This window comes from Nonomuraea sp. NPDC049624 (genome assembly GCF_040675255.1).
Classification (GTDB): domain Bacteria; phylum Actinomycetota; class Actinomycetes; order Streptosporangiales; family Streptosporangiaceae; genus Nonomuraea.
Genome location: NZ_JBFAOR010000020.1, coordinates 86,720 through 101,634, shown reverse-complemented (window position 1 = coordinate 101,634; position 14,915 = coordinate 86,720). Strand labels below are relative to the sequence as shown.

At 65.4% G+C, this 14,915-nt stretch carries 14 protein-coding genes; 3 read left to right on the top strand and 11 right to left on the bottom strand.

Annotated elements, in window-relative coordinates:
- Positions 1-165: 165 nt before the first annotated feature.
- Both AB0J76_RS46795 and AB0J76_RS46790 read right to left on the bottom strand, forming a co-directional pair.
- On the bottom strand, positions 166-480 hold the full coding sequence (locus AB0J76_RS46795; RefSeq protein ID WP_352331186.1) for a hypothetical protein: 315 nt from the start codon (positions 478-480) through the stop codon (positions 166-168).
- On the bottom strand, positions 477-1,034 hold the full coding sequence (locus AB0J76_RS46790; protein WP_352331188.1) for a helix-turn-helix domain-containing protein: 558 nt from the start codon (positions 1,032-1,034) through the stop codon (positions 477-479). The genes AB0J76_RS46795 and AB0J76_RS46790 overlap by 4 nt, the downstream gene beginning before the upstream one ends.
- 76 nt (positions 1,035-1,110) lie before the next feature.
- On the opposite strand from AB0J76_RS46790, the gene AB0J76_RS46785 reads away from it, so the two are divergent.
- Positions 1,111-2,139, top strand: coding sequence for an acyl-CoA desaturase (locus AB0J76_RS46785; protein WP_364393831.1), 1,029 nt, complete (start codon positions 1,111-1,113; stop codon positions 2,137-2,139).
- Entirely contained in the window at positions 2,136-3,668 is a 1,533-nt protein-coding gene (locus tag AB0J76_RS46780; RefSeq protein ID WP_364393828.1) for an MFS transporter, read from the top strand. The genes AB0J76_RS46785 and AB0J76_RS46780 overlap by 4 nt, the downstream gene beginning before the upstream one ends.
- Before the next feature lie 64 nt (positions 3,669-3,732).
- Here the strand turns inward: AB0J76_RS46780 and AB0J76_RS46775 are convergent, their stop codons facing one another.
- The 7 genes from AB0J76_RS46775 to AB0J76_RS46745 form a co-directional block, all read right to left on the bottom strand.
- Complete coding sequence (locus tag AB0J76_RS46775; protein ID WP_352325136.1) at positions 3,733-4,287, bottom strand: helix-turn-helix domain-containing protein; 555 nt, start codon at positions 4,285-4,287, stop codon at positions 3,733-3,735.
- Between the two features lie 656 nt (positions 4,288-4,943).
- Complete coding sequence (locus tag AB0J76_RS46770; protein WP_352325137.1) at positions 4,944-5,876, bottom strand: hypothetical protein; 933 nt, start codon at positions 5,874-5,876, stop codon at positions 4,944-4,946.
- A 167-nt stretch (positions 5,877-6,043) separates the two neighbouring features.
- The gene (locus AB0J76_RS46765; RefSeq protein WP_352325139.1) at positions 6,044-6,355 is read right to left on the bottom strand and encodes a hypothetical protein; all 312 of its coding nucleotides are present in this window, start codon (positions 6,353-6,355) and stop codon (positions 6,044-6,046) included.
- The gene (locus tag AB0J76_RS46760; protein WP_352325140.1) at positions 6,271-8,061 is read right to left on the bottom strand and encodes a TniQ family protein; all 1,791 of its coding nucleotides are present in this window, start codon (positions 8,059-8,061) and stop codon (positions 6,271-6,273) included. The genes AB0J76_RS46765 and AB0J76_RS46760 overlap by 85 nt, the downstream gene beginning before the upstream one ends.
- The gene (locus AB0J76_RS46755) at positions 8,058-9,143 is read right to left on the bottom strand and encodes an ATP-binding protein (RefSeq protein WP_352325141.1); all 1,086 of its coding nucleotides are present in this window, start codon (positions 9,141-9,143) and stop codon (positions 8,058-8,060) included. The genes AB0J76_RS46760 and AB0J76_RS46755 overlap by 4 nt, the downstream gene beginning before the upstream one ends.
- Positions 9,144-9,166: 23 nt before the next feature.
- The gene (locus tag AB0J76_RS46750; RefSeq protein WP_352325142.1) at positions 9,167-11,335 is read right to left on the bottom strand and encodes a hypothetical protein; all 2,169 of its coding nucleotides are present in this window, start codon (positions 11,333-11,335) and stop codon (positions 9,167-9,169) included.
- Positions 11,332-12,054, bottom strand: a complete 723-nt coding sequence (locus tag AB0J76_RS46745; RefSeq protein WP_364393821.1) for a TnsA-like heteromeric transposase endonuclease subunit — start codon at positions 12,052-12,054, stop codon at positions 11,332-11,334. The genes AB0J76_RS46750 and AB0J76_RS46745 overlap by 4 nt, the downstream gene beginning before the upstream one ends.
- A gap of 778 nt (positions 12,055-12,832) precedes the next feature.
- Between AB0J76_RS46745 and AB0J76_RS46740 the strand changes: the two genes are divergently transcribed.
- On the top strand, positions 12,833-13,288 hold the full coding sequence (locus AB0J76_RS46740) for an HIT family protein (protein ID WP_352325143.1): 456 nt from the start codon (positions 12,833-12,835) through the stop codon (positions 13,286-13,288).
- Between the two features lie 291 nt (positions 13,289-13,579).
- Here the strand turns inward: AB0J76_RS46740 and AB0J76_RS46735 are convergent, their stop codons facing one another.
- Together AB0J76_RS46735 and AB0J76_RS46730 are read right to left on the bottom strand one after the other, a co-directional pair.
- Positions 13,580-14,413 (bottom strand): alpha/beta fold hydrolase, encoded by an 834-nt coding sequence (locus tag AB0J76_RS46735; protein WP_352325144.1) that lies wholly within the window; start codon positions 14,411-14,413, stop codon positions 13,580-13,582.
- 27 nt (positions 14,414-14,440) lie between these two features.
- Entirely contained in the window at positions 14,441-14,863 is a 423-nt protein-coding gene (locus tag AB0J76_RS46730) for a DoxX family protein (protein ID WP_352325145.1), read from the bottom strand.
- Positions 14,864-14,915 lie beyond the last annotated feature (52 nt).

Here is a 14,915-nt window from a genome sequence, read left to right as displayed (position 1 = left end):
GACTCCGAAGGGCCATGACCTTCATCTCCCACGCAGCATTGCAATCAGAGATGTCTGCCTACATAACATTCCTCCTGCATTCGTGACACACGGAAGCGATCTTCAACGCTGCACCATTCCTCCAGGCGGGCCGTACTCGTGAACACCCCCAGGCTGTCCGTAGGCTCAACCCCGGACCCAGGATCCGGGCAGCAGCCCCACCGCTCGCAGTCCCTCTTCATAGCCGCCCTCGGAACATGCCCAAAATCGCTCGGCGGCGGCGATGACCGCCAGACGCTGGCATGTCGTCCATGCTTTGATCACGTCCAACAGGGCGCGCCCTTCCTCCGCCCATACCGCCTCCGCGCCCAACGCGATCACTGCCTCCACTTCCCGTGCCAGCAGGCGCGTGTTGGCCAGGCGGTCGGCGGAGTCCATGCCGTTCACCGCATCCACGATCAGCAGGGCTTGACGCAGGGTGAGTGAAGGCATCGCCGTCATGCGGTGACACGTGCACGTACGGCACGCAGCGCCTCCGTCAGCGATTCGGCGGTGGGGGCGCGCTCCGGGTCGATGAGGCGTTGCATGATCAGCCCCGTCAGCAAGGTCAGATAGAAGGCGCCGACCGCCCGCTGCGTCGCCGGGGGCGACGTCGCTTCAGCGAGCCAGTGGGTCAACTCCAGGCGGGCGGCCTCCTGGGCGTCGGCCAGTGCTTGGCGCAGCTGCGGCCGGCGCTCGGCCTGAGCGAAGACCTCGATGCTTGCCACGAAGACGGGGCGGTGGAGGTCGAGCAGCTCGATCGCCTGCTGCCACAACTTCTCATCCCCCTCGCGCGGCACTTCGCCCGCCATGGCCTGGCGCAGCCTGTCGGCCCACTCGGCGGTCGCCTCGACCATGGCCTCGGCCAGCAGCGCGTCCTTCGATCCGAAGTGGTAGCCGATGGAGGCCAGGTTGGCGCCGGAAGTCCTGGCGATATCGCGTGCCGTGGTGTGCGCGTAGCCGCGTTCCTGCAGGCAGCGTTTGGCGCCCTCGATCAGCTTGTCTCGCTCTTTCATCCTCCCACCTTATCCAAACAAGCGTCAGAAACATATGTTTTGCACAAGCGTTTCAAACATGTGTATGGTCGTCGGCATGGCACAAGCAACCGCAACGGCCACGGCCGCGAGCGACTTCAGCCGCCTGTCCAGACTCATCCGGCAGGCTGGACTCCTCGACCGGCGCCCCCGCTACTACCTGATCCGGACCGGTGCCGTCGCAGCCGCCTACCTTGCAGGAGCGGCAGCGTTCCACTGGCTGGGCGACTCCTGGCTCCAGCTGCTGCTGGCCGTCTACTTCGCGATCGTCTTCGCGCAGGTCGCCCTGGTTCTGCACGATCTGGCTCACCGGCAGGTCTTCACCAACCGCCGCCCGAGCGAGATCCTCGGGCGGCTCGGCGGCAACCTCGCCATCGGCCTCGGCTACGGCTGGTGGATGAACAAGCACACCCGCCACCACGCCAACCCCAACCACGAGGAACTCGATCCGGACGTCACACCCGACGTCCTGGTCTGGTCACAGGAACAGGCACGCAACGCGCGTGGCCTGGCTCGGCTCATCGGCGGCCGGCAGGCGTTCCTCCTCTACCCGCTGCTCCTGCTCGAAGGGCTCAACCTGCACGTCAGCGGTGTGCGGGCACTGCGGCAGCCCTGGATGAAACAGCGCTTCCTGGAGGGCGCGCTGCTGTTCGCGCACTTCGCCTGCTATCTGGGTGTGCTGGCTTGGACCCTGCCACCGGGCAAGGCACTGGCCTTCTTCGCCGTTCACCAAGGTCTGTTCGGCGTCTACATGGGCTGCGTGTTCGCCCCCGGTCACAAAGGAATGCCGACCCTGACCGGGGCGGCCCAGCTCGACTTTCTGCGCAAGCAGGTGCTCACCACCCGCAACGTGCGCGGCGGCCGGTTCACCGACCTCGCCATGGGCGGACTCAACTACCAGATCGAACACCACCTGTTCCCCAACATGCCCACCCCCAACCTGCGCCTGGCGCAACCCATCGTGCAGGCCCACTGCCGGCAGCTGCGCCTGCCGTACCACGAAGTGAGTTTCGTCGCCTCGCACGGCGAGGCGCTGCGCCACCTGCACCAGGCCGGTGCCCCGCTCCGAAAGAAGGGCCGCTCATGAAAGCCGGACGCAAACAGTGGATCGGACTGGCCGTTCTGGTCCTGCCGGTGTTGCTGATCTCCGTCGACCTGCACGTGTTGTCGTACGCGCTGCCGTTCATCAGCGCCTCCCTGGCGCCGAGCGGCTCCCAGCTGCTGTGGATCATCGACATCTACCCGTTCATGCTGGCCGGCCTGCTGCTGCCGATGGGCACGCTCGGTGACCGGGTCGGGCGGCGCCGCCTGCTGATGGCCGGGGCCGCCGCGTTCGGCGCCGCCTCAGCGGTCGCCGCCTTCTCTCCCAGCGCCGACCTGCTGATCGTCACCCGCGCCCTGCTCGGGGTGGGTGGCGCCACGTTGATGCCCTCGACGCTGTCGCTGATCCGCAACATGTTTCACGACGACGGCCAGCGCCGCGTCGCGATCGCCATCTGGACCGGCGCCTTCGCCGGCGGCGCCATGCTGGGCCCGCTGATGGGCGGCGCGTTGCTCGAGCACTTCTGGTGGGGCTCGGTGTTCCTGGTCAACCTGCCGGTCATGGCGCTGCTGCTGATCCTGGCCCCGCTGCTGCTGCCCGAATCGCGTGACCCGCGTCCGGGCAGGTTCGACCTGCTCGGCGTGGCCCTGTCGCTGGGCGCCATCCTGCCGACGATCTACGGGATCCAGCACATCGCCCAGGACGGTCTCGGCTTGGCGCCGGCGCTGGCCATCGTCGCCGGGCTGACGCTGGGGGCCGCCTTCGTCAGGCGCCAGCGCTCGATGGCCGATCCGATGCTGGACGTGCGCCTGTTCGGCAGCCGCGCCTTCACCGCCGCGATCGGCGCCAACACCCTCGGGGTCTTCGCCATGGTCGGCTCCAGCCTGTTCACGACGCAGTACTTGCAGATGGTCATGGGCGCCAGGCCGCTCATCGCCGGGCTGTACGCGCTGCCCTCGGCGGGCACGGCGATGCTCGCCGCCGGGCTCGCGCCGGCGCTCGTCCGCAAGGTCAGGCCAGGGCTGGTGGTCTGCGCCGGGCTGCTCGTCGGTGCGAGCGGGTTCATGCTGCTGTCCCGGCTGGACGTGACGGGGCAGAGTGGTCTGCTGATCGCCGGGATCATGCTGATGGCCGGGGGCGTCACCCTCGTCCTGACGGTCTCCTCCGACCTGATCATCGCCACCGCTCCGCCGGAGCGCGCGGGATCGGTCGCCGGGCTGTCACAGGTGGCCACCGAGTTCGGCGGCGCGCTCGGCATCTCCCTGCTGGGCAGCATCGGCACCGCCGTCTACCGGGGACACCTCGCCGAGACGGGCGCCCCGTCAACGGCACTCGACACCCTGGGCGGCGCCCTGGAGTCCGCGCGGCAGCTGACGGACCCGGCCGCGACCATGCTGGCCGCCGCCGCCCGGGAGGCCTTCACACAGGGTCAGCACTACGCCATGCTCGCCGCGGCCGCCGCGTTGTGCGTGATGGCGGTGCTCGCTCCCGTCATGCTGCGTGCCGTACGGCAGGCGAAGGCCACCCCGCCGCCACCCCAGGACCAGCACGCCGGCCGCCACGCGATGCACTGAAGAGGCCCCGACGGCAGGCGGAACCGGGCCGCTGGAGCGATGCGCCCGGAGCGGGACCGAGCGATCAGGCGGGTGCCGCCTCCCCGCCTCCCGCCGCCTGGGCGACCGCGCGGAGGCCGGTGGCCAGGTCGTGGGCCATCGGGGCGTTGTCGGGGTCGATCTGCCAGCGCACCAGCAGCCCGATGAACAGCGTCAGCAGCACCTGGGCCCCCGCCTCGTCGTGCCCGGGCAGGCGCGCGCTCAGCTCCCGCTGGGCCAGCGCCTGCCCCTCGGCGAGCCGGGCCCGCACATCAGGCAGGTGAGAGGCCTGCGCGAGCGTCTCGACGTTGGCCCGCCAGACGGTCGGGTTGGTGCGGAAGGACTCGATCAGCTCACCCCAGAAGGCCTCGAACCATTCCTTGGAGTCGGCGGGAAAAGCCTTGAGGATCTCCGCGACCGCCTCGCCGGTCACCTCGATCATGGCCTGGGTGAGCAGCGCGTCCTTGGAGCGAAAGTGGTAGTTGATCGCTGCGAGGTTGCTGCCGGAGACCGCGATGATGTCGCGCACCGTCGTGCGGGCGTATCCGCGCTCGGACAGGCACTGCTTGGTCGCGGCCAGCAAATCCTCAGGAACTCCCACGTGATGATCCTACCAACGCCGCAAAACAAGCGTTTCAAACATCCGTAGTCCACGGTGTAGCCGGTATCGGAATCGAACCTTTGCCGCCAGGGATCGGATCCCACCAAGGCCGATTCCGGCTCCCGTGCCACCTGCTCACCCTGTGCGGACCCGGTGACGTGACGCGACTTGCCCAGTCCGTCCTACTTTGGGGCTTGGGTCGGTTTCGAGAGCGGAGGGCCATCAACGGCCTGACGAACCAGGCAGAGACGGAAGGCGCAAGCCCTGCATTCACCGCCACCACGTGCCTTTGCTGTAGGGTCTCAGTCTTCGTGACATCTTGATCTTGTGCGGCCTGCACATTTCCAAACTGTCTCAGGCGACTGACGCGAGATCTGTCTCACCAGGATGGCGGTTTCCTCACCTGACGCAAGGGCGATGGTCCGGACGGTCATCACCCCGATGCTCGTTGAGGATGTTGCGTATGTCTCCCTCTTGCCCGGTTGGCATGGCCATCACCGTTCAGCGCTGGACCGCCCCCACTATAGAGACATTGGCAGTGGAGGCGATGGCATTGGAATCCCGTCCAACCAACAGCCAAGAGATTTCGCGACCCCGCAGAGATGCAACATACGAGTTGTTTCGGCCTGAAAGATGATTGCGGTCTTGCGAATGCGCTAATCGGAAGACGTGTTCGACAGTGAAACTATTTCTCCCAATAGAACATAAGTCGACAGGAAGAGATACATAGCCTCAGCGGCTGCGACATCGTTATGAACTCCAGTTGATACACGGCCATAAATGTCACTAACGGCGCGCTTGAGTCGATCGCCACGACTTTTGGTGTTCACGTGATCGTCGATGTGTGCTTTGAGCCGATTTAGGCGCTGTTGATCACCAAGCTTGATGATGTTGCCCTGGCCGTCAGTGCGTGTAGATTCCGTCGCTGGAAAGAGGGCGTCTGCAACGGCATCAATAAGGCGACGGACGCTATTCATTGCGCCGGAAATCGACTCGGGATCGCCGGCAGAGATGTTCGTATATGCCGATTCGATCTTGCGTAGGGCGTCTCCAGGGACCTCGGCAAGAATCGCGTCGATATTAGCTTTGGCGACATCAAACATTTCGCCTTGATGAGTCGCGAAGCGCAGCATGTAGAAGTGCTTGGCCGTGAACATGTGGAGCGTATTTCTGACGGCAGTCAGAATCCGCTGATGCTTTATGACTGCATTGCGAATGCTGCTAATATGGTTGCGAGTTTCCCGAAGGGCGATCGACGCATACTCACCAGAAACGTCTGGCAGGCGAAGGTTCCGTAGCTCTTCTTCGAGAGTACCAACGAATACTGCGAGAGTGGCGGCTCCAGCGTAGACGGCGTCCTCTTTATTGTTGCCGCGCATAGTGAGTCGCCAGTGCAGCCCGTTGAAGTCATCGGCATAATAGCTACCGAGCTCCTTTCTCATCCACTCAGAGAAGTCGTCGTCTTCGGTCAGGCGTGAGAGTCGCCCACCTTTCAGAAGGAGCTTGTCCAACGGCAGACGGTCCAACTCAATATCTGCCAGCAGTTCGTCAGCCAATTCTAAAGCGTGCGAGCGCTCGTCAGGCGTCATCGAGTCTCCCCTACGAGGATATGAGCTGAAGAGTCTATGTGTCGGAGGGTAAGCACGGCAACCAGTTTCGCAGCCCATAACCATGTCGCGTGGTTGTCCCAGGATCGAGGCGTTCTTGGGCGCAGGGCGCTCGGCCGAAATCCGCTTTTCTCCACTCGCCGGTTTCCTCACCTGCGATGACCAACGGTGAGGGTGGGTCGGTCGACCGGGTGCTCGTCGAGGATATAGCGGACGTGCTCGCTCGTGGTTCCGCAGGCTGTGGCGATTTGCTTGGCGCTCGGATACTCCTCCTGGAGGAAGGCCTGATGGACGGTCGTGATGTCGAAATCGTCGGGATCCCGTCCGGGTAGCGCGGCCAGTTGGTCTGGGGAGAATCGGAAGGTGGGCTGCCAGGTCAGGGGCTCGTCGACGCCCTTGATGTGGAGCACGTCGGCGCCGGCTTCCTGCAGCAGCGTGGTTTCGGAGGGCAGCAGACGCATGCGGAAGGTGCTGTAGGCGGTGCGGCTGCGGAAGTCGTTGGCGGCGATGGGTCGGGGGCGATCTCGGCGGGGTTGCCGGTCAGCGCCTCATAGAGCCATCGCTGTGCGTGGACGTGCGTCTGGGCGAGGTCGCTTTGCCGCCGTGTTCGCAGTGATGACCAGTGGTGAAGGGTGATGAAGTCTTCTTGGTTGGTGAACATCGCGCGGCGGCGGGCGTAGTCGATCGGTGATGGGTGCTGGTTGAGGTGTTCGGCCAGTTCGGACAGAGCGTCCAGGATCGCGACGCAGGCTGGGTGGGTGTTGATCTTTGCGTGGGTGTAGAAGAGGGCGCCGCGGTGGCGAGCGGGGTAACCGAGAAGAGTGACAGCTCGCAGGCAGGTCGTCTGGCCACCGGCGAGCAGAAGACATGCGGGCAGGGCCAGTCGCCAGCGGCGAGCGCCGCGGTCAGCTTCGGGAATCAACGGGATGGACAGCCGGGGCCAGAGCAGTGCGGGAAGGCGGGCCGCGCGCTCGTCCGGGGTGCCGGGCGGGCGATCCGCTCGGCGTTTGTAGAGGGTGCTGGTGGTGTACTTCAACCGGCGAGCAACCGAAAAGCGTGATTCCCGGGCACGAAGTATTGCGGCTGCGAGGGGCGCGGACAGACGGGAAGTCAGGAGCGGGGCCCGCAGAGCCAGCGGCTGGAAAACGCTCAGCCGGTCCACGATCCACCCAAGCCGACTTGCAGCCGTGACGAGGTCGGGAGCGGAGACGATGTCGAGAGCTGTGGTGAGCACCTGGGCGGTGACGGCAGCGTCAACCGGGACCATATGCAGGGGGCGAGTGAGCGGACGGATGTGTCCAGAGCTGCCGTGGGCGACGTTGCGTTGAACTTCTGTCCTGTGACGAGCTAATAGCTGCTCCGGTGCCCAATGTTCCAGGTCGTCCACCGGCAGCCTGAGTATCAGGCTTGCGACGATGCGAAGGTCATGGAGGACCTCGGCAGGCCGGATCGGCGAGTGACGATAGATACCGTCTCGAAAGGGCGGTCCCCCGCAACTGTCGATGAGGTCGCTGATCAATCGCTGGCTGGTGAGAAACGGCTGGACACCGATGTCGCTGGGGCTCTCGTCGCAGGTGGAAAGCGGGAAACCGCAGGCTGTGCGGTGGCTCGCTTTAGTGCCATCGGGGCGTGGCAGGGAGCATCTGCCGGGAACGGGGACGGAACTCAGGGCATGACCGAGTTCGCGGGGCATGCGACCACAGTCGCCGCAGCGGGCCTGGAGCAAGATGCCGTGCTCCAGGCAGGCGAAGTGCCAGGTCAATCGCCAGGTGAGTTGCCAGCGGCCGCCGGTTTGGGCCAGGCAAAGCGGGCAGTAGCGTGACCCCCGTGCCCGGGTCCATGACGAGCGGACATTCACGGTTCTGGCGGCGGGGTCCAGGGTAAGGAAGTGGCTGGCCCATCTCGACAAGGTCATGTCGTGCAGGGTTTGGGCATCGACTCCGGTTGCGGCACCGAGGTGCGCGGCCTCGTGTTGGGTGAGGTGAACGGTCCAGTTAGGTGGTGGGCCGGCCCGAGATATTCGGTCGTGTCGGCTGAGGCCGAGCGCGTCAAGCATGTGCGTGAGCGGCGTGTCGAGGCGAGTGGCCAGTGCTTCCAGCCAGCTGTCCAGTGCCTCGCCCGGTATCGGCGGCACCTTGATGGGCAGGGCCCGGATCGGGCCGTTCACGCGGTGGTGGTCAATCGGCCGAGGGACAACGCGAGCTCCAGTTCGTGGCGGGCGGCTTCGGCCGCGGCGTCGTTCTTCACCTGGTCGAGCAGGTCGGGGGTGAGCGTCTCGACGCCAGTTCGGGCGGCGCGCTGGCAGCCCCGGTTGATGATCGTCATGAGCGAGCCGATGTGGCCGGTGCTGCGCGCGAACAGGTAGTCCGACAGGTCGTCGGCGAGGAACCCGGGATGTTTGGCCGCCAAGACCAGGCGCTGTTCCAGGGCCAGCAGCATGGTCCGCCATTCCTGGCGTCCCTGCGGTGTTTCGATGGTGAACGGGCGCATGCCGAGGCGGGTGGTGCGCCGGGCGGTCTGGGCGAGTACGGCATCGCTGTAGGAGGTCCCCTCGGAGAACAAGCCGCGGGCCTCCAGGCCGACACCGATGAACAGCAGCGTGACGGGGAACTCGTTGGCGATGTACTTGAAGTGGTTGCTGATCTCGATGCCGCTCTTGGCCTGCCAGCGGAGAAAGTGCAGTTCATCGACGATGAGCAGCCGGGTGGAGCAGGACAGAACGCAGTCCAGGGCGCGGTGGGCGAACTGGGCGGCGGTGCCCTTGCTAGTGGCCGGATGGCCGTAGAACTCCAGCATGGCCCGGTTGAAGTCCTTCATCCCGGTGTTGCCGGTCATCCCGATTCGGCAGACCGGCCACCGCTCGTGGCCATCGCCGGTGAAGGTGCCCTTCTCGAAGATCTCCCGCTGGTGGAACAGGCGGGCGAACGCCAGCGCCGCAGTGGTCTTGCCCAGCCCGGGGAAGGCATCGATCGCGATCGCGCCCTTGACCTTGTCGCCGTCCTGCTCGTTGCTGTCGATGATGTCCCAGAGGTCCTCATGCAGTTCGGCCAACTGCGGGGTCTTGATCGGCCCGAGGTTGGCGTGCCAGATACGGCGTTGCCGGTCGTAGTCGGCCTTCGCCTCCGGGCTCAGCCGGCGCATCTGGGCGGGGGTGAGTGGTTCGGGCTGGGGGCGGCGGGGTGCCTCGACGTAGTGCTGCCAGCCTTCCTTGCGGGCCAGGGTGAGATTGTCCAGGGTGTTGCTCGCCACGACTGGCGGACTGTCGGTAACGGTCACACGTCCTCCAGCGCGTCGGCGTAGAAGTCGAGTTCGTCTTCGTCGTCGTCATCGCCCTGCGGCGGATCGGGCTCCTCTGCGGCCCCGTCGTCGGTGAAGGAGGTGGCGGGCGCGGCCGACCGTTCCAGGACGTGACGCACGGACGGCAGTTCGGAGACGGCTTCCGCGGCGGTGGCGGGCAGCTCGATCGCGGCTTGCTCGCGGGAGATGCGCAGGGCCATGCGCCGTTCGGCGACCGACGTCCCCAGCCCGATCTTCCAGCGTTCCAGTAGGTCGGCGACCGCGAGCCGGTCGTCGGGGAAGGTGTACTTGGCCGCGGCCAGCTTGCGGGCGAACTGCAGAGCCTCCTCGCTCAACGGCATGTCCAAGGCGGGAGCGTGCTCCCAGTCCAGGACGTGCCAGCGCCGCCCCACGGGCTCACCAGCGGTGTCGGGATCGCGGAAGTAGACCTTCGTGATGTCATCGGGATCGACGTAGATGGGCCACTTCCCGGCGTTCCGACCGGTATAAGTGCTGCTCTGCCCGCGGTAGGGATTCAAGGCCGCGCCGTTGTAGCGGCGCCCGACCTCCACGCCGTAGTGCTGTATCGTGCGCCACTTCACCTGCAGAAACTCGAACGCCAGGCTCGGATCGCGAGGCACCTCGATGTAGCCGGCGCGGGCGATGCCGTGCTCGAACATCTGCGCCGGTGACATGCGCAATCCCGGGACGTGCGGGTCGATCAGGCTGTCGTGCGGCCGCAGGTGGTAATCCACCGCGATCCACTCCCGAATGATCGCCTCCAGCTCGTCCAGGAAGTAGAACGCGTCAGCTTCCGGGTTCACGCCACGGGAGTGCAGGTCGGGCCCCTTGTAGCCGGGCAAGGACTGCAGCAGGTCCTCGCGCAGGGTGCGGAAGAAGCGCTCCACCGGCCCCTTATCGCGGCCGGTTCGCAGCCGGGCCGGCTGGATAGAGATGCCGAGCCGCTGACAGACGCTGGTCAGATGCTCCGAGACATAGATCTTCCCGTGGTCGACAACGATCGTCTCGGGCACCAGCGCCGGCCCCGCCGCGCCCCGCTGCCTGGCGGACGCCTCGGCTATCGGGCCCTCAATCGCCTCGACGTCCAGCAGCACGGAGTGAGGAATCCCGTGCTCGGGCCAGACTGCGTGCGCCGGCCAGTTTCTGCCCGGCGGCCTCGGCCGATAGACCTGGTAGAGGACCGAGCTGGCGTCGATGGACTTCGTCGAAACCGGTGTCGCCCGGACACCCACGATGCACCGGCTGTACCAATCCATCGCGACCGTGAGTTCGGCCTGCAGCCACCGCAACGTCACCGGGTCCAAGGCGAAGACGTCCAGCCGCGTGGTGTCCATCAGCACGTACTCACCCGGCCGGGTCGGCCGCAGCTTGCCGTAGACGCCATCCGGCCGCTCGGCGATGTCTCGGTTCCGTTTGGTGCTCAACCGGAACGTCGGCTGACGTTTCTCCAATTGCTCCAGCACTCGAAAGGAGGTCGCCTTGCTGGGCAGTTTCACCCCGTCTTGCCCAAGACGTGCCTGCAGTCGAGCCTCGGTGCGGCGGATCACCATGGAGCGTGACGGCTTCGACTCCTCGACATGCTCGGCCATGATTTCCAACGCTGTCTCCACCCAGCGTTCGTCGACCCTCCCGTACTCGTTGGTGGTGCTCACCTTCGGAGCCAATCCAGCCTCACCATGAACGCGGAAGTTGGCGACCCAGCGCTTGATGGTGCGCGCCGTCACCCCCAACTCTGCGGCCTTCGCCGCGTAGCGGCTGGTCAACGGGAGGTCTGGACGGAATTGGGGCCGAGGTTCCTCCTCGGCTGCCAAATCGGGGCTGCCAGATCGAAAGCCAGTGAGGACCTCACGGACGTGTGCGGCGCGTTCGCGAACCTGTTGCCGTTGGGCGTCGTCGAGCTGATCCAGAATCACCGCCGCATGCTGAGTGGCGTCGCGATCGGATGGGCCCGGCTCGTCAGGAATCATGCGGGTGCGGGGCGATGCGAGGAGTTCGCGCAGGGCAATGCGTGACACCTGTCCGCGGCCGTTCTTCAGGAGCACCTCGTTGCCCGCGCTGGTTGGCAGCATCTGGACGATCTCAACAATCTCGCCGTCATAGTGGAAACGAGTCCCGACTCCGATTCTCGTGCTCCCCTTGGTCATGTCGGCGTCCAGAGAAGGTGACCCCGGCTGAGGGGGTGATCCAGATCGGTCGCGAAATGCTGCTTCCAGAGCAAGTGCAGCACGGTCGCTTTCACCGACTGCTCCGGCCATCGAGATTGGCGGGAAATCACGTCAGTCAGGCTCACGCCATCGAACGGTTCGCTCATCAGTGCGTTCGTCAGGTGCTGGTCGAACAGCCAGGGGCGCCGATACCCAGCGAGCAAGCGGATGTTCTCCAACCGGCTGGTCGGAGGCTCGCTCCAGACCTCGTAGCGCCAGCCGCGGGATTCGACCACTTGCCGGGTCCAGGCGAAGGTGACGGCTACTCTCGTCGCCGTCACGCGGTGGGCGGGCTTGACGTCAACGATCACTGGACCGGTCGTGGTCAGCAGCAGGAAGTCGGGAACATGCCTGCGGGCCGCGCCGTCGAGCGTGACTGCAAGAAGGAAAGGCTGGGCGATGATGCCCAGGACGGAAGTGTCGAAGTCGGCGAACAGAAGCCGGGCCAGCTCAAGGCGAGATTCGTAGATCACATGGTCGCATTGAGTGGCCGACCAGTATGTGCCCGAGTAATGCTTCTGCCCTTTACTCCAGCGGAACGTGCGCCAGGGTACGGCGGCTCGCAGCGTGTCGAGGGGGACTCCCAACCACTCTGCGTCCTTGACTAGATCACCCTCCCGAGAGCGAAAGCACAGGGTCGCCGAGAGGGCGGCGGACATTCCCATACAGAACCCCCACATCACGGATCACCGCAGATGAGATGCCGCGCGCCTACTGTTGGTAAGCAATACATCTCAGTATGTGAAGGTTAAGACCAAAGTCCTTGATGCCGCTGACGAATTCTCAACCTCATGTCATTTGTGCGATTCAGGTGTCATTGCGAATGAGAAAGTGACACGGAATCTGAGAACCTACATTTGCCGGTCAGAGGCCGACATTCCGCATGGCGTTGTCCCGCCAGCGATCCACCGCCCTGATGTACCACAAGACCACGGGTAAGGCGGGAGCCCAGCGGCCTTGTTTGGCGATGACCGCGACAGGGACGCCGGCGACGGTGGCGCCGCCGGCGCGCAGGCTGTGCGCGGTGACCGTGTCGGCGAAGGGCACACGCGCGCTGCCAGGTCACACACGATGACGTTGACCGCGTCGGCGCCAAGGGAAGGGCCGATGTCCGCTCCTGGCCACGCTCGAAGGCCACCACGTGATCGGTCACGGCGACGGCACCGGAGGAGCACGCGCCGACCTGAAGGTCACGGCGGACACGATGCGCATTGTGGGACGACTTCTGGAACGCGATCTCTGCCGGAATGCCCGGTTCGCATGATCCGGCAGCCGAGCGTGCCGTGCCGTTCCGCTTCCAAGGAAGTGGAACGGGATCTCTGCCAGGTTCCGCGTTCTGTCCGAGCACCTCGATAAGTGCGTGTCGCTGAACCAGATGATCAGTTGAGACGCCGACGGGCGAGGTAACGGTGTGTAGGGGTGGAACCTTGACAAGAGATGGATCAATTCCGCCATCATCGCTGGATGATCATGTGTCCGTTCTGCCTCATTGGGACAGGCGAAGCCGATGCTGAGCTGGTCGCGTACCGCACGTCGAATACCTTTGTCGTGCCTGTTCCTGATCAGCGTCCGAGGAACATGGGGCACTGCCTAATCCTGCCGACCGAGCATGTCACCAGCCTGGATACCGCATCGACGGAGCTTCGGAACGAGATATTCGAGGTGGTGAGCCGCGTCGTAGCCGCTGTGCCCAAGGCCTTCAACGCTGTCGGGAGCATCGTTCAGCAGAACAACAGCATCCCCGGGCAAGTCCTCCACCACCTGCATGTTCATGTGATCCCGCGCTTCCACGGGGACGATTTCTCGCAGCCCGACCCAGATAAGGTCAAAGTGCCGTTCGAGATGCGCGCGCAACAGGCCAAGCGGTTGCGAACCGCGCTAGCGAGTAGGTAACCGGCACCCGTACGCGCATCGACACCATCTGTCAGTGGCGGTAGTGGCGGTAGTGGCGGCTGGCGGTATCTGGGCTGATGTCGAGGACAGCGGCGATCTCGTCCCAGGACGCTCCGGCGGCTCGGTCGGTGGCAACGGCTGCGGCAAGGACGGCGTGGGCCAGGGCGAAGAGCGGCAAGGCGGAGGCGGTGTAGCCGGCTCGACGCCACCTGTCCGCCCCGTGTCCCTGGCGCGACGAAGATCTGCTTGCGCGGTGCCTAATTGGTCTTCCCGCAACACCTCGCGGGCCCCTCAGTGTTCGCTGCTGAAGAACCGTAGCAACAGCGGGCCGACGGTCTGTGGGTCGACGACGTGATCCGGCCCCTCGAGGGTCTCCCGTTGAGCGTGGGGTAGTAGGTCTGCAAGCTCGTCGGCTGCGCGGTCGAAGAAGTCCGAGGGCAGGCCTGCCATGTAGGGGGCCGTGATCGGGCCTCCGGTGGTGACCAGGACCGGTTGGGTGACCGTTGCCAGTCGATCGGCCGGCAATTGGTAGCGGTTGAGGAAGACGCTGTCGTGGACCAGCGTGGGCGCGAGGGCGACCGAATGCGCCCAATGCGCCGTCTGCTTGCCTGCCGCTTTCCTGGCCGCGATGTTGTCGTCGGAGGCGCCGGTCATGCGCATGAACAGTTCGAGAACCTCCTCGTCTCGCCCGGCGTCGAAGGCGCGTCGGGTGTCTGCGATGTACTCCTCGAATCGCGGGCGTATGTCGTCCCCGACCGCGTAGGGCACCTCCCACACGACGATCGTGTCGATGGCTGACCCGGCCGCGGCGGCCTCCATCGCCAGCGCGCCGCCTGAGGACGCCCCGAACAGGTGTGCCGAGCCGCCCGCCTCGGCGATCAACGCATCCAGGTCCTCGATCTCCCTTTCCACGGCGTAAGGCTCGGTGAAGTCGCTCGCGCCGCGTCCCCGACGGGCATAGTTGTAGACCGTGAAGTGCTCGGCGAGAGCCGGCGCCAAGGGAGCGTTCTCCACCCCGTCGTCGAGTCCCCCGCCTACCAGAATGACGGCCGGACCGCTTCCTTCCCTGTCGTAGGCGATGGTGGTGCCATCGTTTGATGTCACGCGAAAGGCCATCTCGTTCATCTCACATCTCCGTTCGAGAGGTTTGTCTCAGCGCCTGAGCAGCGTGCCGACGACGGCCTCGGTGCGCGACCACCGCGCCCTTGCGATCACGGCCGCCACGACGAGAAGGGCGAGCGGCAGCCAAGGGCTCTGCTCGAGCACGAACTGATCGGTGATGACAGCACCGGTCAGCAATGCCGCCAACCCGAGACTGGCCAGGCCCGCCAGAGCCGGGATCAGAAGTCCAACCCCTCCCGCGACCTCCAGCGCTCCGACCAGGTACCGGAGCCACTGGCCAGCCCCGATGTCGGCGAACATGTCCACCATGACCGGGTCGCCGGCGAGCTTCGAGATTCCGCCGCCGGCGATTATCGCCGCCAGCATGACTTGCAGAATCCAGACCCCGATGCTGGTCGCCCGCCCGGGCGTGTGCGCAACGGTTTCCGAGTTGTTCTTGGGGATGGTGCTCATTCGGCTCTCCTTGTCGTGTCTGGGCCTGGTACCGGTGATGGCGTTGGCCGAG

Bases quoted from the DNA above. Each gene is read 5' to 3' on its own strand.
- AB0J76_RS46795 (WP_352331186.1), bottom strand. From the start codon at position 480: ATGACGGCGATGCCTTCACTCACCCTGCGTCAAGCCCTGCTGATCGTG.
- AB0J76_RS46770 (WP_352325137.1), bottom strand. From the start codon at position 5,876: ATGACGCCTGACGAGCGCTCGCACGCTTTAGAATTGGCTGACGAACTG.
- AB0J76_RS46740 (WP_352325143.1), top strand. From the start codon at position 12,833: ATGGATCAATTCCGCCATCATCGCTGGATGATCATGTGTCCGTTCTGC.
- AB0J76_RS46765 (WP_352325139.1), bottom strand. From the start codon at position 6,355: ATGCGTCTGCTGCCCTCCGAAACCACGCTGCTGCAGGAAGCCGGCGCC.
- AB0J76_RS46745 (WP_364393821.1), bottom strand. From the start codon at position 12,054: ATGTCCGCCGCCCTCTCGGCGACCCTGTGCTTTCGCTCTCGGGAGGGT.
- AB0J76_RS46750 (WP_352325142.1), bottom strand. From the start codon at position 11,335: ATGACCAAGGGGAGCACGAGAATCGGAGTCGGGACTCGTTTCCACTAT.
- AB0J76_RS46790 (WP_352331188.1), bottom strand. From the start codon at position 1,034: ATGAAAGAGCGAGACAAGCTGATCGAGGGCGCCAAACGCTGCCTGCAG.
- AB0J76_RS46780 (WP_364393828.1), top strand. From the start codon at position 2,136: ATGAAAGCCGGACGCAAACAGTGGATCGGACTGGCCGTTCTGGTCCTG.
- AB0J76_RS46730 (WP_352325145.1), bottom strand. From the start codon at position 14,863: ATGAGCACCATCCCCAAGAACAACTCGGAAACCGTTGCGCACACGCCC.
- AB0J76_RS46735 (WP_352325144.1), bottom strand. From the start codon at position 14,413: ATGAACGAGATGGCCTTTCGCGTGACATCAAACGATGGCACCACCATC.
- AB0J76_RS46785 (WP_364393831.1), top strand. From the start codon at position 1,111: ATGGCACAAGCAACCGCAACGGCCACGGCCGCGAGCGACTTCAGCCGC.